The following is an 18,922-nucleotide window of genomic DNA, read 5'->3' on the forward strand; positions in this document are numbered from 1 at the left end:
ATTCAGTTCAGCATTGCCTGAATCATCTCAACGGCAGAGGCCCGGCCGGGTTGGTCCCCATCAATGATGGCGTCAATCAGTTCCTGGTTGTTCGCGATTTTATCGATGATCATTTCGTCCGTTGTGTACTGCCGGGCATGGGTGCGAAGAACGGTCTGCATGGCTTTCTCAAGCATCTCCCTGGACCCCCAGGAGAGGAAGACCTGCTCCATCATCACCCCGTCCCCATTGATGAGCAGGTCCACAATATTGGGGTCGTTTACGGCCCGGTCGATGATGGTTTCGTTGCGGCAATACTCCATCAGCCGGTTTTTGAGAATGGTTTTCACCCGCTGCGGGTCACTCAGGATCGATTCAAACAGCTGCCGGTCTTTTGAGTGCTTTGCCGCCTCCACGTATTTGTCGGTCTGCACCATGCGGCCCAGGTTCTGAAAAGTATTGTACAGCATGTGTTTTCCCACGAAATTTACCAGAAAGGCCGGCAGCAGGCCGCCCGGATCCGCGTAGTATGTATAAATCAGTCCGGTCTTTTCACGGGTGATATACTCAAACACATAGGAGCCGGAAAAGTCTTCCAGGCGCACAACGCCTCTTGGTACGGCAATACCCGAATCCTTCACCATGCTCAGGTCCACAATGCCGCGCGCCCTGTCAAGGTCGTAAACGGTGTCGGTTTTGACCACCAGGTCCCGGTTCTTGACAACCGGCAGGTCCAGAAGAATATGAAGGGTCCGGTTGTTTTCATCAATTTCGCTGATCAGGGTGGCCTTTTCGCACATGTCCATCCACAGGGGCATGGCCTCCAGGTCCCGCAGCACCTGGCCGAAGTTTTCCGCCCGGGCGTCAATAACGCAGATGGCCTTGAACTGGAGCAGCTTGCTGCCCGGATACACCCGCTGGTAGGTTTTGATATTGTTGCTTTCGTTGGTCAGCACCCAGTCGCTTTCAATATCGGCATGCAAAAGCGTTGTATGGGAGATAAACAGAAGAAAAAACAGAACACCAAAAAAATGTTTCACACACGCCTCCGTAACGGTTTTTGGTTTTAGACACTATTGTCGGCTTTTCACCCCGGGTGAAAAGTGATGGGGGGGATATTACCACAGAAAGCAGAAACAGTGAACATGCGGAATGTGTTGATCTGAAACAGAGGGGTTAGCAAGGAAGTGGGGGGGGGGGGGAGAAACGGCCCGGTCTGCTATTCAGACCGGGCCGGGTGACGCTATTGAACAGCCGGTTCTATGGGTATGCCCGGTTCGGCCGCGGCCTTAAGCACAATATTCAGGTCGGCCTGCTTTCCGGCCCTGCCGTTCCGGTGGGCAAAGACCACCTGGTTGCCCGGGCCCATCACAAAAAGGCCGCCCTGCTGCCAGAGATCGCCGGCCTTGCGTCCCTGGTGAAAGCCCCGGAACATTGTCTTAAATCCCCGTCCGATGGAGCACGGGCCAAGGGTTCGCCAGAACCCGCGTTTCAGTCTAAAGGCGTTGTAAGCGGCAAGGGACGGATCCAGGTACACTTCTCCCTCAAATTTGAACTTTTCGATAAACACGCGGGCCTGCTCCGGTGTGCCACTGCCCACCGCCACCAGTGCCACACCCATCTCATCGAGCTGTTTCTTCACGTTCATAAGGTCAGCAGCCTGCTGACGGGCAAACATTCACCCAAAGTGGCGCAAAAACACCAGCACCACCCGGCGGGTTTCCCAGATCGTTTCAAGGGCCACGGCCTGGCCCTCCATGTTCTGTACTGTCAGGGTGGACATTGTGCCACCCAGCTCACTGTAGTCCATCGTTTCCATCGACTTTTCCCCTGTTGTTGAACATCCTGTTAAAAGAAAACCGCACATCATCAGAACCAAAAAACTTTTTTTGATCATGGCCATTTGACTCCTTTCTGTTTGATTTTTACGACATGCGACGCCCGGTATTTCCCAGATACCGGTGAATCGTTGCCGCAACATATATAATAAGGATCGTACTGATCGGCGCGAACGGGCATAACGCCTTATATCCGAATATTGAAAAGTCCTGCGCTCGGCTGTATGGCAGCATGGTCAAGACACCCAGAATAGCCAGCACTACAGACACCACCCTTAACACGTTTCTTCTCGTCTCCTTTTCCATTGGTTTCATCCTTTTTGTTTTTTGATACGAAAACCAAATCGGGTAATCCCGTTTTCCCTCGCGCAGTCAATGTCCCCCATATGAAGGGTCACGATTTTCCTGGCAATGGCCAGTCCCAGGCCTGCGCCGCCGGTTTCGCTGTTCCGGGAGGGGTCCACCCGGTACAGGGGCTCAAAAATCCGCTCCCGGTCTGCCTCGGGCACACCGGGCCCCGTGTCTGAGACAAAAAAACGCACGCGGTCTCCCGCATTCTCCGCGCCGATTGTTATCGTGCCGCCCGCCGGTGTATGGCGAAAGGCATTATCCAGAAGATTGACAAAGACCTGGGTCAGCAGTTCCCGGTCGCCTTCTATTTCCGGCAATTCCCGGTCACCGTCGGCGGCCAGATGAATGTTTTGGACCTCGGCCACCGGCAGGTACCGCTCATGCACACCGGCGACAAGGCGCCAGGGGGATATACGGCCCATGGAAGGAGTAAACCCCGGCAGGTTCATTCCTGAGTAGGCGGCCATGTTGGCCACCAGCCGGTCCATGGAAACAATTTCTGTTTCAATGCCTTTAAGATAGTTCGCCGCCCTGTCGCCGGAAACATGTTTGTGCAACAGCTCCGTGCCCAGGCGAATCCGGGTCAGGGGGGAGCACAGTTCATGGGATATGTCGGCCAGCAGCTGTTTGCTGGACCGGATCATGGCATCCACCGACAGGCTCATTTCGCGAAACACCCGAAACAGGGTGCCGATCTCATCCTTGCGGGCATACGCCGGGACCGCGTTAAAATCGCCGGCGCTCATTTTTTCAAGCCCCCGGGTGAGGTCAGACAGCGGCCGGGTGATGCTCTTGGACAAAGGATAGACCGCCCCGGCAAGAACAGCGCCGATCACCAGAAGCCCCGCCAGAAACGCGACATGATGCTTGTGTGTGGAAAAGTGGCGGGCCGAATACAGGTAGAGCGGATCGTTGCCCGGCCCGTGGAGGGGTGTCACGTACACCACCGGCTTGCCGGAGTGGCTGCTCTGTACAAACAGTCCCTTCTGCCTGACATCAGCGACCCACCTTTCAGGCAGTTCAAGGCGCTTTTTCGCAAGAGCATCTGAGGCAAGAATGGGCTCGCCGGCGGCATTCAAAAGCGCCGTCTCCACCCCCAACCGGCCAGACACCAGTTGAAAAAAATTCAGGAAGTCTTCTTCCGGGGCGTTGCTTTTAATACAGGTCTCCACCATGGACCCGATAAAGCCATTGTGGCTTCTGAGCATGGTATGCACGTCACGGGCCACCGGCCTGCCCACGGTGATATAAAACCAGAGGGTGACGGCGACCATTGCCGCGGCCAGCAGCATGATAAAGTTGATGGCTATTCTTGTGTACAGTCTGTCGCTCATGATGGCTCCCGTGGTCCGGGTACTTATCTGGCTTGCCGGACCCATGAAAGTTTATAGCAGGTTTGTGTAACGAAAATATGTCGGGAAATGTAAAAAAAGGGAGGTAAATGTAAAGATTTCGTAAGCAGGGGGCTTGATCAGCGGAAAGGGGAAGAGTGAGGGGGGCAGTGCAAAGGGTTGGGCTCTGTCCGGCTATTTTACTCGGCCCACATATACCCTTTCCCCCATACGGTTTTGATATAGCGGGGCGCGGAGGGGTCATCCTCCAGCTTTTTTCGAATGCGGCTGATATGCACGTCAATGGAGCGGTCAAAGGTTTCAAAGTCACGCCCGCTGGCAAGGTCCAGCAGACGGTCCCGGGTGAGCGGGGTCCCTTTATGTGAAATAAGGGCGTTGAGGATATCGGTCTCCACCCCTGTCATGGCAATCTCCCTGCCGGACTTGCGCAATACGCGGCCGGCAAAGTCGATCTCAACCGAGCCGAACACCATGGCGCAGGCGGAGGGGGATGATACCGGGGCCGCTTCCGCGCTTGCCGTTGCCCGCCGCAACACCGCTTTTATTCGGGCCAGCAGTTCCCGGGGGTTGAAGGGCTTGTGCATATAATCATCCGCCCCCAGCTCAAGGCCGATAATGCGATCGGCCTGGTCCTCTCTGGCGGTGAGCATGATCACCGGCACCTGGGAGATCGCCCGGATTTTTTTCAGTGTCTCAAATCCGTCGATGTCCGGCAGCATGATATCAAGCACAACAATATCGCAGGGCGTACCGGCGGCCACGCTTTTTATTCCATCCAGGCCCGTCAGCGCGAACGCCACCTCCAGATGGCTTTCCTCAAAATAGTCGCGCAGCAGCGCCTGAAGGGCTTTGTCATCATCAATAATAAGAATGCGGTGGGTCATGTGGCGTCTCTTTGAAATGTCCGGCCCGGCAGCTCGGGTCAGTCGATGTCGCAGGTCTCGTCCGGCACCACCACGGGCACCGGCTCCACGTGCCAGATGTCCCGGCAGTACTCGGCAATGGACCGGTCCGATGAGAACATACCCATGCGGGCCACGTTGAGAATCGACATGGCGTGCCAGTGGTCCGGCTTCAGAAAGGCCCGGCCCACCTGCTCCTGGCACTGCACATAGGCGGCATAATCGGCCAGCACCATGAACCGGTCCTCGTTTAACAGGGAGTCGATCAGCGGGGCGAACATGCCGGGATCGCCGCCGGAAAAAAGGCCGCCGGAGATCATGCCCATGGCGGCCCGCAGCTCTTCGTTTCCATCATACACGTCACACGGCCGGTACCCGGCCTGCCGGGTGGCGGCCACCTGGTCCGCGGTCAGGCCGAAAAGGAAAAAGTTTTCCGGCCCCACGGCCTGGCAAATTTCCACGTTGGCCCCGTCCAGGGTACCGATGGTCAGTGCTCCGTTTAAGGCAAACTTCATATTACCGGTACCCGACGCCTCCTTGCCAGCTGTGGAAATCTGCTCGGACAGGTCGGCGGCCGGGTAGATGTGCTGGGCATTTTTCACGTTAAAGTCCGGGTAGAAGACCACCTTGATGCGGCCGTTGATGTCAGGATCGTGGTTGACCACGTCGGCCACACCGGTAATCAGCCGGATCATCAGCTTGGCCAGCACATAGCCGGGGGCCGCCTTGCCGCCGAAGATAAAGGTGCGGGCCGGCGCGTCCATGTCCAGCCCCTGCTTGAGACGGCGGTAGTGGGTGATGATGTTGAGCACGTTGAGGTGCTGGCGTTTGTATTCGTGAATCCGCTTGACCTGGATGTCAAACAGCGTGTCCGGGTCCACCGCCATCCCGGTCTTTTTCCGGATCATGGCGGCCAGCCGGACCTTGCATTGGTGCTTGACTTCGGCCCACTGGTCGCGAAACGCGTTGTCCCGGGCAAAGGGCTCAAGTCCTTTTAACCGGTCCATGTCCCTCAGCCAGGTGGCGCCGATGGACTGGGTGATCAGGTCGGCAAGGCCGGGGTTGGCCAGGGCCATAAACCGCCGGGGCGTGACACCGTTGGTCTTGTTGGAAAACTTTTCCGGCCACAGTTCGTGAAAGTCCTTTAACACCGTCTGCTTGAGCAGGTCGGTGTGAAGGGCCGCCACGCCGTTGATGGCCCGGCTGCCCACGCAGGCCAGGTTGGCCATGCGCACCCGTTTTTCACCGGCCTCGGAGAACAGGGACATGCGGGAAAGACGCCCGGCATCGCCGGGGAAGAACCGGTTGACCTCCATCAGAAATCGGTGGTTGATCTCGTAGATGATCTCCAGGTGCCGGGGCAGCACCTTGCCGAACAGGTCCACATTCCAGGTTTCCAGTGCCTCGGGCAGCAGGGTGTGGTTGGTGTAGGCAAAAACCCCGGTGGTGATTTTCCATGCCCGGTCCCACTCCAGGCCGTTGTCGTCGATCAAAAGCCGCATCATTTCGGCCACGGCCACGGCCGGGTGGGTATCGTTGAGCTGTACCACGAACTTGTCCGGCAGCCGGTCCAGATCGGTGTCCCGCTGGAAAAAGATGCGCAACATGTCGGCCAGGGAACAGGCCACGAAAAAATACTGCTGCTCCAGGCGCAGCCGCCGGCCGGCTTCCGGCTCATCGTTGGGGTAGAGCACCTTGGTGATGTTTTCCGACATCACCTTGTCGTCCACGGCCTTGTAGTAGTTGCCCAGGTTAAATGCCTGGAAGTCAAAAGATTCCCTGGCCTCGGCCTGCCACAGCCGCAGAATGATGGCGTTTCCAACCCCGTAGCCCAGCACCGGCGTGTCAAAGGGCGTGCCCATCACCGAGCGTTCCGGCACCCACCGCACCCGGTACCGGCCCTGGGCATCGTAACCGGCCTCGGTGTGCCCCCCGAACCTGACTTCATAGCGGCGTTCCGGGTGAGGCACCTCCCAGGGGTTGCCCAGTCTCAGCCACCGGTCCGTGACCTCCACCTGCCAGCCGTCCTTTATCTGCTGGTCGAAGATGCCGAACTCGTAGCGGATGCCGTAGCCAAAGGCCGGAATCTGGAGCGTGGCCAGGGAATCCAGGTAGCAGGCCGCCAGCCTTCCCAGGCCGCCGTTGCCAAGGCCCGGCTCCTCCTCCTGTTCCAGCAGGTCTTCCAGGGAGAGCCCCATCTCGGCCACGGCCTGTTCCACCTGTTTGCGAATGCCCAGGTTGAGGATGTTGTTTCCCAGCTGGGGCCCCATCAGGTACTCGGCGGACAGGTAGACCACGGTGCGGCTGGCCTGTTGAAAGTAGGTGTGGGCGCTGTGAATCCAACGGTGCAGCACCCGGTCCCGCACCACGTAGGAGAGGGCCAGGTAATAGTCGTTAAGGGTGGCCACTTCGGGAAATTTGGCCCGCATGGAAAAGAGTTTTTCAGTCAGGTCGGCCTTGATGGACTCCACCGAGTTGTCAAAGCAGTGGGAAGGGGGGTGATGCAGAATGGTGCCGCGAAATTTTTCCATGGGAAAACTCCATGTGGGTATGTTGAAGGACTTGCCTTTCGCCTGACTGCGCCAACCGGCTGAAGGGGGACAGAAACCGCACATTGTGCCCTATGGTTATGGCAAAGCGCTGAAATCTTGTCAAGAAGAAAGCCCATGCCTGCCGTCCGTATAACCGCCCATGAAGACCCGGTCTTTAGTAAACCAGAAGTGGTCTTTACCCCGATTCGGCGGGGGGCAGGATGCCGGGCTTACTTACTGCCGGTGTTTATCCGGGTTGAAAAGAAGGTGTAGATGATGTCGGCCAGGGACTCTATCAGGCGGGATTCTTCGATCTCCGGGCCGATGAACTTGGCGGTGTGGGCCGCGTGTTCCACGGTGTTGTGTGCGATGATGGCTGCGGCATAGGGGTCCCGTATTCGAAGCCGGTCTTTGTTGGCTTCAATCAGGGCCATGATCTGCTCCACCTCCCGGCGTCGCTCCCGTTCATAGACACGGTTGATGTCCGGATCCGAGTACCTCAGGGCATGGGTCTGGCTCAAAAACCGGGGGGCTATATCGTAGGCGGCAAATACATTGGTGATGATGGATTGAACGTTGTCACGGGTCAGGGCGTCTGTCGCATAAGTGCCCAGGTCTTTCCAGATGACCGCGTAGGTCTGATTAAGAAAGGTTTCCAGAATCTCCAGCAGGAGCTGCTTTTTGTTTTTAAAATAGGCATAGAAGCTGCCGGTGGAAACCCCGGCCTTCTGGGCTATTTCTTTTGAGTTGGTGCCGTGAATCCCTTTTCTGGAAAACAGAAAAAGGGCCGCCTTCTCAATTTTTTTCTTTGTTTCCAGGCTTCGCTGCTGCCTGGGAATCCTGACCGTGCTCATGATATTGATTTTCCTGTTTTGCAATCCGGGTGTAAGACTAAAATGAATTAAAGTTCATTTTTTATATACACTAAAATTATTGTTATTGCAAAAAAATTTCTTGACAATATGAATCTTATTTCATATTTTCTTTGCATTCAGAAACGACTCTTGCCAGGTAAGGAGGCGTATGCGGGCACTTGAACTCAACATCTCTCCTTTGCGGTTTGCCGCGGCCAGGACCTGCGCGGCCCTGTTCGGAAAGACCTCCTTTTACCGGGGCCCCGGCCGTACCGTCCGGCTGGTGGACATTCCTGAACCCTCCCTGCCCGGTGCCGACTGGGTGAAAATTCAAACCTGTTATTGCGGACTCTGCGGCAGCGATTTAAACCTGATCATGCTGCACGATTCACCCAGCGCCCAGCCCTTTACCTCTTTTCCCTGCATCATGGGCCATGAGTTTGTGGGCCGCATCGTGGAGGCTGGCGCCGGTGTTCAGGGGTTTGCCACTGGCGACGCCGTGGCGGTCAACCCCACCATCGGGTGCGAAATACGGGGCATATCGCCGCTCTGCCCGGCCTGCCGGGCCGGCCGGCCGGGAAACTGCGACAACCAGGCCATGGGCCGGTTTTCGCCGGGCATGTTTTTAGGCCTGATCTCCGATTTAAACGGCGGATTCGCGCCTTACGTGGTGGCCCATAAAAGCCAGCTCTTTCATATTCCGGACAGCCTGGCCCTTAAAACAGCGGTCATGACCGAGCCGGTGGCCGTGGCCCTTCAGGCAGTGCTGGACAATCCGCCCGGCGCGGACGACACCGTCCTGGTGATCGGCGGCGGCGTGATCGGCAACCTGATCGTGCAAAGCGCCCGGGTTCTGGCTCCGGGCTGCCGCATTGCCGTGGTGGAACCCTCGCCCCTGGCCGCGGACCTTGTTCAGGACCTGGGGGCCGACGCGGTTGTTCGGCCCGGCGAAATTTTTGACGCGGCCGTTGCCATGACCGGGGGGGCCCTCTACCGGCCCATGCTGGGAGCGCCGATTCTAAAGGGCGGGTTTGACCGGGTGTATGACACCGTGGGCAGTTCCGCCACCCTGAACACGGCCATGCGGGTGACGGCGGCCCTGGGCACGGTCAGCGTGGTGGGCATCGGCAGTACGGTAAAGCTCGATCCCACGCCGCTGTGGCTGAAGCTGCAGACCGTCAAAGGGGTCTATGCTTACGGCATGGCCGACTGGCAGGGGGGGCCGCGCCATGTGTTCGACATTGCCATGGAACTTATGGCCCGGGGGCAGATTCAGACCGACCGGCTGATCACCCATACCTTTCGGATGGAAGAATACCGACGCATGCTGGCGGTCAACATGAACAAAGCAAAACACGGGGCCATAAAGAGCGTGGTGGCGTTTGTAGATTGATGAATTTTTTACCGTCATTGCGAGCGCAGCGAAGCAATCTTGGACAGATGCGGAGGAGATTGCTTCGTCGCATTCGCTCCTCGCAATGACGGAAGGGGCTGGCGCAAAGATGAAATACACGTTGCTCCGCAATGACGGGAAATACATATTTCTTGTAATGACCTTTATGGAATAGGGAGATCCATATGAGACTGTCGATTCTGCTGTTTTTTATCTACCAGGTGCTGTGGATCGCCTCCAGGGTGAACACCCGGTTCAAGGCCTTTATTCGCAAGGCAAAGGTGCGGCTGATGATAAAGACCGCCGACGGCCGCCATGCCCGGCTTTTTGTGTTTGACCAGGGCAGGGTCTCAACCGCCACCGGACCGGACCATGATTTTGACGCAGCCCTGGTGTGGCAGGATCCCGGCACAGCGGTGTCGGTCATGCTCAAGCGGAGCCAGGAGGCGGTGTTCTATGCCGCGGCCGAAGGAAAGCTCAAGGTGGAGGGCATGAGCGTCTATGCCCTGTGGTTTGACGAGGCGGTCAAGCAGGCCATGTGAACCCTTGGCCCCTCGAACCCTTATAGAAAGATACACACATCATATCCATACAGGAGGCGGCAATGTCAAAAAAGATCACCGGCGGGCATCTGGCGGCAAAATACATGAAGCAGATGGAACAGGTGGATACAATATTCACCATTTCCGGGGGCCATATCGAGAATCTGCTGGACGGTCTTTCCGAATACGGTATTCGTACCATTGACGTGCGCCATGAGCAGGCAGCGGCCATGATGGCCCATGCCTGGTCGGTGTACAGAAACGAGCCCGGCGTCTGCCTGGTGACGGCCGGGCCCGGTTTTACCAACGCCATCACCGGTATTGCCAACGCCCACCTGGAGAATGTCCCCCTGGTGGTGCTGTGCGGCCGCCACCCGATTCGGGACGACCTCAAGGGCGCGTTGCAGGAGATGAACCAGATCGACATGGTAAAGCCTGTCACCAAGTGGTGCGCCACCTGCTATGACGCGGCCCGTATTCCCGAGTATCTCTCCATTGCCTTTCGCCAGGCCACCATGGGCCGTCCCGGCCCGGTATTCCTGGAACTGCCGCCGGACATCCTGTTTGCCGAGATCGACGAGAGCCTTGCGTCCATGCCTGTCCGCCGGCGCCACAAGACGCGTGTTTCACCGGCTCCTGACGAGCTGGAGGCCGCGGCCCGGATCATTAATGGCGCTCAAAAGCCGATGTTTCTGGGCGGCACCGGCATCGGCATGAGCGACTGCGGCGTTGTGCTGGAACAGTTTCTTGAGAAAACCGGCCTGCCCTTTGCCCTTGTCAACTACGGCCGGGGCGTTCTGCCCGACACCCATTCACAGTCGGTCAATCCCGGCGGGTTCACCGGCCTTACCGCCGGCCTGCCCATGTGCGACGTGATTGTGGCCGCTGGCATCCGCTTCAACTGGGTACTTCAGTCCGGCAGCCTTTTTCCCGACGCAAAGGTGATCCGCATCGACATCGACCCGGCTGAGCTGGACCGCAACCGGGCCGCGGACGTTGGCCTGGCCGGCGACGCCGGCCGGGTGCTGGAGCAGCTGCTGCCCCTGGTGGAACAACGCAGCCATGAAAAGTGGCTGGAGACGTTTAAGAAGGCTTATACGGCTTTTATGACCACGGAGCTGGAAATGCGGAGCACCCCTTCCGACCCGATTCATCCGTCCCGTCTGGTGGAGCGGATTTACAGCGCGTTCGGCGAGGACGCCTATTATGTGGCCGACGGCGGAGACACCACCTATTACGGTATGTCCGGGTTTTCCTCGCGCCACCGGGCCGGGGTTCTGACGCCGGCCGGAGGTCTGCTGGGGTGCCTGGGCACGGGCATTCCCTTTGCTCTGGCCGCCAAGCTGGCCCATCCGGACAAGCCGGTGATCGTGCTCAACGGCGACGGCTCCTTCGGGTTCAACAGCATGGAATTTGACACGGCCGTGCGCCACAACATTCCCATCATCTGCGTGGTCAACAACGACTGCGCCTGGGGCATGATCAAGCACTCCCAGGAGATCAGCCTGGGCCCGGACCGGTGCACCTGCGCCGACCTGGGGCTGCGCCATTATGAAAAGATGGTGGAGGGGCTGGGCGGCTATGGCGAACTGGTGACAAAAGACGAAGAGATTGTGCCGGCCATCAAACGGGCCGTGGATTCGGGAAAGCCGGCCTGCATCAACGTGCTTACCGATCCCACGGTGACCAGCCCGGCAACGATTCTGTTTTACCAGAGCTTTTCCGGGCTGGCATGATTTAACGGAACTGCCTTTTCTTTACAGGGGTGTCGATTGCCCGGCGCCCCTGTTCTTCTTTTTTTCACGGTGTAAAGATTTTCAGCACTTCGTTGCTGTGCCGGGCTGTTTTGCCGGGGCCGGGACAACAAGGCCGGCCCCGGCTTTTTGTAATGTTATTCCAGTATATTGAATCCCAGTCCCTCTGGGACACCCCCCCTCCATCCGCAAGTTGGCATTGAATTTGCTCTGCCTTTTCACAGTGCATCAGCAAACATCAACTGGATGACCAGTGAATAAGGAGGGCACAATGGCGGCAAATTTTAAGATCATGCGGCATCCCAACAGCGAGAACCTGCATCTGCGGCTGATGGGGGATTTTGACGGGGCCTCGGCCATGGAACTGCTCAATGTGATCGAGGACTGCGCTGATTCGTTTCAACGGATTTTTGTTCACACGGCAGGGCTCTCTTCGTTTCTGCCCTTTGGTGAAGACGTGTTTGTAAAGCAGGGCATGGCGGCCCGTCTGCCGTGGCGGAACCTGGTGTTTACCGGCGACTACAGTGACCGCATGGCCCCTGTTCAGGGCCGGGGGCCGACTTACCATTGATCCCATTTCAAAAGAACGCCCATGGGTCATTGCGAGCGCAGCGAAGCAATCTTGCACATACAAACGTCATTGCGAGCGCAGCGAAGCAATCTTGTTCATAAACGGAGGAGATTGCTTCGTCGCTGTGCTCCTCGCAATGACGTTTGTTTTAGAAATGGAATTAGTCGGTCCTGATGATCTCAATGGGATATTTCAACTGAAGGTCATAAAGGTCGGCGCGCCGGTCGTGCAGGGGCCGGACCGTTGCCACGTGACGCTGTTCGGCCAGGGCCGACAGGGTCAGTTCAGAAACCACAGCCGCTTCAGCGTTGGGATCGGCCTCGCCTTCAATTCCTTTTTCCGGAAAAGAAAAATCACTGGGCGACAGAATGGCGGACTGGCTGTAGTGCATGAATGAGCCGATGGGGGTGCGCATATTGCCCACGCTGCCCGCCATTACCACGTAGATGAAGTTTTCCACGGCCCGGGCCTGGGCGCAGTGACGCACCCGGTAATAGGCCTTTTTTTCTTCCGTGTAAAAGGGGACAACGATCACCTCGGCGCCGGCCAGTGTCAGCAGCCGTGAGACCTCGGGGAATTCGATATCGTAGCAGATCTGGATGCCGATGCGGGCCAGGGGCGTCTGAAATAGCCGAATGTGGGAGCCCGGTTCGATTTCGCTTTCCGCCCGTTCCGCCGGCGTGATGTGCAGTTTGTCCTGGGTATGCACCTGGCCGCCGGGCGTAAACAGGTGGGCCGTGTTGTACAGCCGGCCGTCCCGCCGCACCGGGGTGGAGCCGCCGATGATGTAAATGCGGTAACGCTTTGCGAACTGCTTGAACATCTCGACGTAGCGGTCGGTCATGTCGGCCAGGTCGGCCACCAGCTGTTTCATCTCCGCGCCCTGCATGCAGCTGAACATCTGGTAGGTCATATATTCGGGCAGCACCAGGAAATGGCAGTGGTAGGAGTCGGCAAAGCTGACGAAAAACTCCACGCTCTCTTCCATCTCCTCCCAGGACCGAATGGGCCGCATGGCATACTGGGCCGCGCACATGCGAATCCGCCGGGCCGGGTGCCTGCGCAGCACGGCCGATGTGATCCGTTTTTTGGCGATGTCAAAATCGGGGTTGGGCATCTCCAGAAAGGTGGAGTAGTTCAGGCTGGACAGGTCTTCGGTGATGTCCAGTTGCACCTTCTTTACCCGGTAGCCGGCCTTGAGGTGGGCGTTTAAGGCCGGGTCGGTCAGTTCGCCGCGAATTACTTTCTGCACGTACTGTTCCGCCGACATCTTTCCGGCATGGTCCCTGTACCCGGGAATGCGGCCGTAGGCGATCATGCGTTTAAGGTTGTAGCGGTGCAGCAGGGCCTTGCGCCTGCGGTAGAGAAGGCCGGAGACCCCCCGCCGCCGGAACTCGGGGTCCACGGCAATGTCCGCGCCGTAGAGGGTATCCCCGTCCGGTGTGTGAGTGCTGAAGGTGCCGGCCCCGGTCATTTCGTCCACCGTGTACCAGAAGGCGTCGTCGATGTTGACGATCAGGCAGGTGGCATAGCCGACAATCCGGTTGCCTGCCACTGCCACGAACTGGCCGTGGGGGAAGGCGGCAAACTGCATCTCGTAGTGGCGCGGGGTAAAGATATATTCCGGCGGATAGTCGGCATAGGCCCGCCGGCTGCACTCGATGATCCCGGGAATGTCTTCGGCCCGCCAGCGGCGGACCGTGATCTGTGATTTTGATTTGCCCATTGGTTGCTCCCAGCTTGTCTAAGGTCTTAGTCAGGGCAGTCTATTATAAGGCATGCCGCATGGCAAGCCGGAACCGGTGCGCCGGTGAGAAGGGCGCAGTCACTGCCGAATGTCGGGATTGAAGCAGGTGGACTGCAAAAAACTTTGACAGGGTGTAAAAGCGCCTGACAGGGGATGCGGGTCTTTTGGGCCCGGGTGCTGTTGCAATATACCGTTATTAAAGAAAATAAATTGTTGATGATGGCTGCGCCAGTGGCACGGATGTTGCTGTATGATCATGCAGGCAACCGGCCTGGGACGGGCCTGTCCATGGGTTTATGAAAAAGAGGCATACCGCCCTGTTTTGTTAATGCGTTCCAATGGGATTGCTGCTATTGTAAGGAAAAAAATATGACTGTCCCCGTAAAATTTCTTGTACTGCTGGACGGCTCGCCCCGTTCCTTTCACACACTCGACTATATTGCAGCGGTCCGGCCCTTTCGAAAGTTTTACCTTGTACTGTTTCAGGTGATGGGAGAGGTCCCTGAATATTACTGGGACATGGTGGCTGAAACCGGCAGTGTCCACGGCATTCAGGAGATAGAGCGCTGGCAGCGGGACGCCAAAAGGCAGAGCGAGGCGTTTATGGCCGAGGCCAGAGACCGGCTGGTGTCCTCCGGCTTTGACGACGGCAGAATCGAAACCCGGCTGCATGCCCGGGTGGTGGGCGTGGCCCGGGACATTCTGGAAGAGGCGAAAAGGGGTTATGACGGAGTGGTCATGCGCCGCCGGGGCCAGGGCAACATCAAGGGCGTGGTGGTAGGCAGCGTGGCCAACAAGCTGCTTTCCCGGCTGCCGGACATTCCGGTCATTCTTGCGGGTGTCCGTAACCAGAACAAAAAGATGCTGCTGGCCGTGGGAGGGGCGGAGAGTGCCGACCGGATGGTGGCCACGGTGACGGCCATGATAGGCGGATATGATTACCGGATCGAGCTGCTTCATGTGATACGGGATAGCGGCCGCAATGACCTTCAGGGGGCCGGCGCCATACCGGCTGATATGGTTGACCGGTTTGCCGGTGATATTAAAAAACGACTGCATGATTTGCGGGAAAAATTGATTCTGGCCGGGTTTGCACCGGACAGTGTCACGGAAACCATTACTCAGGGCGTGACCAGCCGGGCCGAGGCCATTGTGGCCGAAGCCGAGGCAAGGGATTGCAGCACCATTGTCATGGGCCGCAGGGGGCCTTCCGACCCTGAGGACATTGTCACGGGAAGTGTTTGCAGCAAGGTGATTCACAGGGGCCGGGAGCTGACAGTCTGGATTACATAACCGTGCCGCCGGTCGTCGACCGGCCGGTGTATATTAAAACAGGGGGTATGCCATGTACACACATAAACGAATGCTGGTGCTGCTGGACGGATCGGAACGGTCCCGCAACACGCTACGTTACCTCGCCGCGGTCAAGCCGTTTCGACAGGTCAACCTGGTTTTATTCAATGTATTTTCAGAACTGCCGGAATTTTACTGGGACCTGGCTATTGAGACCGACAACCTGCACGCGGTCAGCGAGGTGGAGAACTGGCGAAGCAGAAAGAAAGACGAGATCAGGGCTTTTATGGAGGACGGCAGGGATCTGCTGGTGCGGTCGGGATTTGCCCCGGACATGATCAGCATCAAGATTCACCGGCAGCAGGCCGGTGTCACCCGGGATATTCTGGAGGAGGTCAAAAACGGGTATGACGCGGTGATCATGCGGCGCCGGGGCATGAGCTCCCTTCAGAATGTCGTACTGGGCAGCGTGTCAAGCAAGCTGCTGTCCAGGCTGTCGGACATTCCGGTTATCCTGGCGGGCAACCGGGAGCAGAATGACAGGGTGCTGGTGGGCGTGGACGGCTCTTCAGCTTCGGTCAGGGCCGTGGAGTTCATGGCGGAGGTGATGGGTGGGTATGGTTACGGCGTCAACTTGTTTCACGTGATCCGGGGCGGTAACCTTCTCGACCCCCTTCGGTTTGACTATATGCCCCCTGAATTGGTGGATGTGCTCAGGAAGGGGATAGAGACACATTTTGCGGAGCTTCGGGAGAAGCTGGCCACATCCGGTTTTGAGGCAGAGCGTATTCTGGAGCATATCGTCACAGGCGTATCCAGCAGGGCCGAGGCCATTGTGGCCGAAGCCGAGGCCCAGGATTGCAGTACCATTGTGGTGGGCCGGCGGGGCGTCTCCCGGGTTCAGGAGTTTTTCATGGGCCGGGTCGGTAACAAGGTGGTCCAGGTCGGCAGGGATTTTACGGTCTGGATCGTCTGAGATTGGTTTTGGCGACACCGGAACCGGAGTCGCGTGTTTTTACACTAAATTTGAGGAACTGGAATGAATACACAGGCACAGCAAAAGATCCTGGTTCTGTTTGACGGCTCTCAGCGTTCCCGGCAGACCGTTGAGCAGTTGGCGTGGATGGAATCGTTTAAAACAAGAGAGATTGTTCTGTTCCAGGTATTTGCCGATTTTCCGGAAAACTACTGGGACCTGACATGGGAGAAAAACAATGCCAGGGCCGTGGAACAGTTTGCCGAATGGCGTAAGCGCATGGCCGACGAAAACCACATGTACCTGGAGACCGCGCGAAAGGTTCTGCTCAACGCTGGATTTGACGCCAGGCGGGTTTCCGTCAAGCTCCAGAAGCAGGAGAAGGATGTGGCCACGGATATTCTGGCCGAGGCGCGCAACGGATATCACGCGGTGATCATGCGGCGACGGGGCATGAACACGATCCAGAACGTTGTGCTGGGCAGCGTGTCGAGCAAGCTGCTGGCCAATTTGTCGGACCAGCCGGTGCTGCTGATGGGAAAACGGTCCTTGAGCAAGAAAATGGTGATCGGTATTGACGGCTCTCCGTCGTCCATGCAGGCGGTAAAATTCGTGGCCGATCTTTACGGGGGTCATGGCTACATGGTGGAACTGCTGCATGTCATTCGGTCCCACAACCTGGACTTCATGCCCACTGAGATGATTGAGGCGCACAAGCAGCGGATGGATAGGACCTTTTCAGAGATGCGGGAAGTGCTGGTGGCAGCCGGTTTTGAAGCCGAAAACGTGGAAGGAAAAATCATCACCGGTGCGGAGAGCCGGTCTGAAGCCATTGTGGTGGAGGCCGAGTCGGACGATACCGGCGCCATTGTCGTGGGCAGAAGGGGGCTTTCCAGGGTTCAGGCCTTTTTTATGGGCCGGGTCAGCAACAAGGTGGTTCACCGGGGCAAGGAGTTTTCCGTGTGGGTCATCTAGCCCGAACATTTCACCCTTCGGGCGAGTCACCTTGGCCGCATCTGCCGTGTTGCGGGCCGCTCGCAGTAGATATACGGTAGGGACGAACCTTGTGTTCGCCCTTTGATGGGGGCAACCACAGAGGGTTGCCCCCATCAAAGTTTTGTCCCCTTCCCCTGCATTCGTGGCAAGGCAACTCGTGAAATATCCAGGCGGACAGGCCTTTCATTTCCACGAATTCAGATCATGCGTCCATCATGTAAAGATGGGTATTGGTATACCCCTTTCCCCTGGCAATGATATCCAGGTGCAGGGTGGTCAGGTTCTCCATGTCAATATCGATTTTTCGGCCGGCCTGCCGGCAGTCGATGATTTTCAGGTAGGTCTTGCAGGTGTCGCAGATCTCGATGCTGTGAACCGGGTCACCCTCGATGACCAGCAGAGATACCTGGGCGTGGTCCTGGGTGCCGCAGCCGGCGCACTGAATACGGCCGAACGGCCACCGGGTGCGGCATGCGGAGCAGACCAGGAATTTCTTTCCCTCCTCTCCGCTAAGCTCCCCCATCAGAGGCTTTCCCCCGCAGACCGGGCAGGAGCCCCGGTTCCATTCCTTGAAAGCCGGTGTATCCGCCAAAAAGCCGGCCTGGATCGCCAGAAGCGGATTGACGGTCTCTTCCAGCAGAAACCGCAGGGTCTGGGCGTGCTTTCCGTCGGGCGGGAGACCTTGCAGCGTGTTTCGCACCAGGGATTCAAAGACGGCATCTTTCTCGATCATGGCCTGAATCTCTTCGGTTGCCGGGGGCGTTTTTTCAGCGATCAGGGCCAGCATCTCAAGAAAGTGGTGCTTCATGACCGTGTAATCGCAGCCCAGCGCTGTTTTATCGAGCAGGGGCGTCCCGTCCCGCATGCGGTTCGCAACGACTTCGGCGTCGATTTTCAATGGGGAAGCCGTGGATCGGAGGGCGTCGGTGTATGCCCGCCTGAGTGCTAAAATCGGTGTGAAAAAATCAAGCAGTTCTTTGTATACCGGGTTGTCTGGTGTCGCCGTGCCGTTGAGGTTCATGAACGTCCTTCCCAAAATGAGTTTCTAAAATCCCGGTTTACCCCTTCATGTCCTTGCCTTCCGCTTCCGCCACTTTCTGGCGCCGCTGGCCGATGAAGCTCAAAAAACCGGTGGCCAGTACAGCGCCGGCAACCAGCCCGGAGGGGGCGGTGCGCCGGGCCATCCGGTATCGGGCTTCGGTCCGGACCGCCTTTGCCAGTGGATAGTTTTCCTGCTTTTCAGGAAGGATCCACATGGTGTTGTAGTCCTCGCTGGGATAAATGTTGGCATCTTTTCCCAGTTCCTTGATCCGCCGGTGAGCGAAGGCCAGCATCTCTTTTTTGGTGCCGAAATTCAGGGCACCGGTGGAACAGGCCGTGACACAGGCCGGCTTCAGGCCGTTGGTGATCCGGTCGATGCACATGTTGCATTTGTAGATTCTGCCGGTGGCCGGGTCCTGTCGCGGTATGTTGTATGGGCAGTAGGAGAGAAAATCCTCATAGTCAAGTTCCGCGGTTTTTTCCGTGTAGACCACGGCCCCGGTGTCGTCCCAGATCACGGCCCCGGGCACCACTTCGCCGCCCATTTCACAGGGCGGATTGTTGCAGTGGCGGCACCGTTCATTGAAAAAGGACCAGTTAATGGTGCCGTTGGCCCGTCGCTTTTCCATGAACACGATCCGGTTCCAGGTGTCGGCCGAAAGGTCCGGCGGATTTTCATGGCTGCCGCGGTTTTCCGTCTGCTCGCCCTTCAACTGGTTCCAGTTTTTGCAGGCCACCTGGCAGGCACGACAGGCCGTGCACTTGTCTATGTCGATGCAGATTGCCATCTCTTCCATAACGT

Annotated in this window: 16 protein-coding genes; 7 read left to right on the forward strand and 9 right to left on the reverse strand. The window is 57.7% G+C overall.

Annotated elements, in window-relative coordinates; translation table 11 throughout:
• Positions 1–2: 2 nt before the first annotated feature.
• The 6 genes from DOLE_RS06755 to DOLE_RS06790 all read right to left on the reverse strand — a co-directional run bounded on the left by DOLE_RS06755 (position 3) and on the right by DOLE_RS06790 (position 7,807).
• Positions 3–1,019, reverse strand: a complete 1,017-nt coding sequence (locus DOLE_RS06755; protein ID WP_012174739.1) for an START domain-containing protein — start codon at positions 1,017–1,019, stop codon at positions 3–5.
• A gap of 203 nt (positions 1,020–1,222) precedes the next feature.
• Positions 1,223–1,876, reverse strand: a complete 654-nt coding sequence (locus DOLE_RS18725; RefSeq protein ID WP_272952651.1) for a peroxiredoxin-like family protein — start codon at positions 1,874–1,876, stop codon at positions 1,223–1,225.
• A 252-nt stretch (positions 1,877–2,128) separates the two neighbouring features.
• The gene (locus tag DOLE_RS17195) at positions 2,129–3,547 is read right to left on the reverse strand and encodes a sensor histidine kinase (RefSeq protein WP_083766544.1); all 1,419 of its coding nucleotides are present in this window, start codon (positions 3,545–3,547) and stop codon (positions 2,129–2,131) included.
• 152 nt (positions 3,548–3,699) lie between these two features.
• Positions 3,700–4,404 carry a response regulator gene (locus DOLE_RS06780; RefSeq protein WP_012174742.1) on the reverse strand — a complete coding sequence of 235 codons (705 nt, stop codon included), beginning with the start codon at positions 4,402–4,404 and terminating at the stop codon, positions 3,700–3,702.
• Between the two features lie 38 nt (positions 4,405–4,442).
• Positions 4,443–6,953, reverse strand: coding sequence for a glycogen/starch/alpha-glucan phosphorylase (locus tag DOLE_RS06785; RefSeq protein ID WP_153304379.1), 2,511 nt, complete (start codon positions 6,951–6,953; stop codon positions 4,443–4,445).
• A gap of 230 nt (positions 6,954–7,183) precedes the next feature.
• Entirely contained in the window at positions 7,184–7,807 is a 624-nt protein-coding gene (locus tag DOLE_RS06790) for a TetR/AcrR family transcriptional regulator (RefSeq protein ID WP_012174744.1), read from the reverse strand.
• A gap of 169 nt (positions 7,808–7,976) precedes the next feature.
• On the opposite strand from DOLE_RS06790, the gene DOLE_RS06795 reads away from it, so the two are divergent.
• The 4 genes from DOLE_RS06795 (at position 7,977) to DOLE_RS06810 (ending at position 12,067) form a co-directional block, all read left to right on the forward strand.
• Entirely contained in the window at positions 7,977–9,200 is a 1,224-nt protein-coding gene (locus tag DOLE_RS06795) for a zinc-dependent alcohol dehydrogenase (protein ID WP_012174745.1), read from the forward strand.
• A 185-nt stretch (positions 9,201–9,385) separates the two neighbouring features.
• The gene (locus DOLE_RS06800; protein ID WP_012174746.1) at positions 9,386–9,742 is read left to right on the forward strand and encodes a hypothetical protein; all 357 of its coding nucleotides are present in this window, start codon (positions 9,386–9,388) and stop codon (positions 9,740–9,742) included.
• A 62-nt stretch (positions 9,743–9,804) separates the two neighbouring features.
• Positions 9,805–11,478, forward strand: coding sequence for a thiamine pyrophosphate-binding protein (locus tag DOLE_RS06805; protein ID WP_012174747.1), 1,674 nt, complete (start codon positions 9,805–9,807; stop codon positions 11,476–11,478).
• 289 nt (positions 11,479–11,767) lie between these two features.
• Positions 11,768–12,067 (forward strand): hypothetical protein, encoded by a 300-nt coding sequence (locus DOLE_RS06810; RefSeq protein WP_012174748.1) that lies wholly within the window; start codon positions 11,768–11,770, stop codon positions 12,065–12,067.
• 160 nt (positions 12,068–12,227) lie between these two features.
• Here DOLE_RS06810 and DOLE_RS06815 read toward each other — a convergent pair whose 3' ends face one another.
• Positions 12,228–13,793, reverse strand: a complete 1,566-nt coding sequence (locus tag DOLE_RS06815) for a bifunctional GNAT family N-acetyltransferase/carbon-nitrogen hydrolase family protein (RefSeq protein ID WP_012174749.1) — start codon at positions 13,791–13,793, stop codon at positions 12,228–12,230.
• 390 nt (positions 13,794–14,183) lie between these two features.
• On the opposite strand from DOLE_RS06815, the gene DOLE_RS06820 reads away from it, so the two are divergent.
• The 3 genes from DOLE_RS06820 (at position 14,184) to DOLE_RS06830 (ending at position 17,058) form a co-directional block, all read left to right on the forward strand.
• Entirely contained in the window at positions 14,184–15,107 is a 924-nt protein-coding gene (locus DOLE_RS06820; protein WP_012174750.1) for a universal stress protein, read from the forward strand.
• 52 nt (positions 15,108–15,159) lie between these two features.
• Entirely contained in the window at positions 15,160–16,083 is a 924-nt protein-coding gene (locus tag DOLE_RS06825; RefSeq protein WP_012174751.1) for a universal stress protein, read from the forward strand.
• Between the two features lie 63 nt (positions 16,084–16,146).
• Positions 16,147–17,058 carry a universal stress protein gene (locus tag DOLE_RS06830; protein WP_012174752.1) on the forward strand — a complete coding sequence of 304 codons (912 nt, stop codon included), beginning with the start codon at positions 16,147–16,149 and terminating at the stop codon, positions 17,056–17,058.
• Positions 17,059–17,281: 223 nt separating this feature from the next.
• Here the strand turns inward: DOLE_RS06830 and DOLE_RS17200 are convergent, their stop codons facing one another.
• Together DOLE_RS17200 and DOLE_RS06840 are read right to left on the reverse strand one after the other, a co-directional pair.
• Positions 17,282–18,100 carry a formate dehydrogenase accessory protein FdhE gene (locus tag DOLE_RS17200; RefSeq protein ID WP_012174753.1) on the reverse strand — a complete coding sequence of 273 codons (819 nt, stop codon included), beginning with the start codon at positions 18,098–18,100 and terminating at the stop codon, positions 17,282–17,284.
• Positions 18,101–18,137: 37 nt separating this feature from the next.
• Complete coding sequence (locus DOLE_RS06840; protein ID WP_012174754.1) at positions 18,138–18,917, reverse strand: 4Fe-4S dicluster domain-containing protein; 780 nt, start codon at positions 18,915–18,917, stop codon at positions 18,138–18,140.
• Positions 18,918–18,922: the final 5 nt, after the last annotated feature.

The organism is Desulfosudis oleivorans Hxd3 (assembly GCF_000018405.1).
Classification (GTDB): domain Bacteria; phylum Desulfobacterota; class Desulfobacteria; order Desulfobacterales; family Desulfosudaceae; genus Desulfosudis; species Desulfosudis oleivorans.

What these genes read in the sequence shown, in the direction of transcription:
- DOLE_RS06825 (WP_012174751.1), top strand. Translation starts at nt 15,160, where the DNA reads ATGTACACACATAAACGAATGCTGGTGCTGCTGGACGGATCGGAACGG.
- DOLE_RS06830 (WP_012174752.1), top strand. Translation starts at nt 16,147, where the DNA reads ATGAATACACAGGCACAGCAAAAGATCCTGGTTCTGTTTGACGGCTCT.
- DOLE_RS06805 (WP_012174747.1), top strand. Translation starts at nt 9,805, where the DNA reads ATGTCAAAAAAGATCACCGGCGGGCATCTGGCGGCAAAATACATGAAG.
- DOLE_RS06800 (WP_012174746.1), top strand. Translation starts at nt 9,386, where the DNA reads ATGAGACTGTCGATTCTGCTGTTTTTTATCTACCAGGTGCTGTGGATC.
- DOLE_RS06790 (WP_012174744.1), bottom strand. Translation starts at nt 7,807, where the DNA reads ATGAGCACGGTCAGGATTCCCAGGCAGCAGCGAAGCCTGGAAACAAAG.
- DOLE_RS17200 (WP_012174753.1), bottom strand. Translation starts at nt 18,100, where the DNA reads ATGAACCTCAACGGCACGGCGACACCAGACAACCCGGTATACAAAGAA.
- DOLE_RS06815 (WP_012174749.1), bottom strand. Translation starts at nt 13,793, where the DNA reads ATGGGCAAATCAAAATCACAGATCACGGTCCGCCGCTGGCGGGCCGAA.
- DOLE_RS17195 (WP_083766544.1), bottom strand. Translation starts at nt 3,547, where the DNA reads ATGGGTCCGGCAAGCCAGATAAGTACCCGGACCACGGGAGCCATCATG.
- DOLE_RS06820 (WP_012174750.1), top strand. Translation starts at nt 14,184, where the DNA reads ATGACTGTCCCCGTAAAATTTCTTGTACTGCTGGACGGCTCGCCCCGT.
- DOLE_RS06810 (WP_012174748.1), top strand. Translation starts at nt 11,768, where the DNA reads ATGGCGGCAAATTTTAAGATCATGCGGCATCCCAACAGCGAGAACCTG.
- DOLE_RS06785 (WP_153304379.1), bottom strand. Translation starts at nt 6,953, where the DNA reads ATGGAAAAATTTCGCGGCACCATTCTGCATCACCCCCCTTCCCACTGC.
- DOLE_RS06780 (WP_012174742.1), bottom strand. Translation starts at nt 4,404, where the DNA reads ATGACCCACCGCATTCTTATTATTGATGATGACAAAGCCCTTCAGGCG.
- DOLE_RS06840 (WP_012174754.1), bottom strand. Translation starts at nt 18,917, where the DNA reads ATGGAAGAGATGGCAATCTGCATCGACATAGACAAGTGCACGGCCTGT.
- DOLE_RS06795 (WP_012174745.1), top strand. Translation starts at nt 7,977, where the DNA reads ATGCGGGCACTTGAACTCAACATCTCTCCTTTGCGGTTTGCCGCGGCC.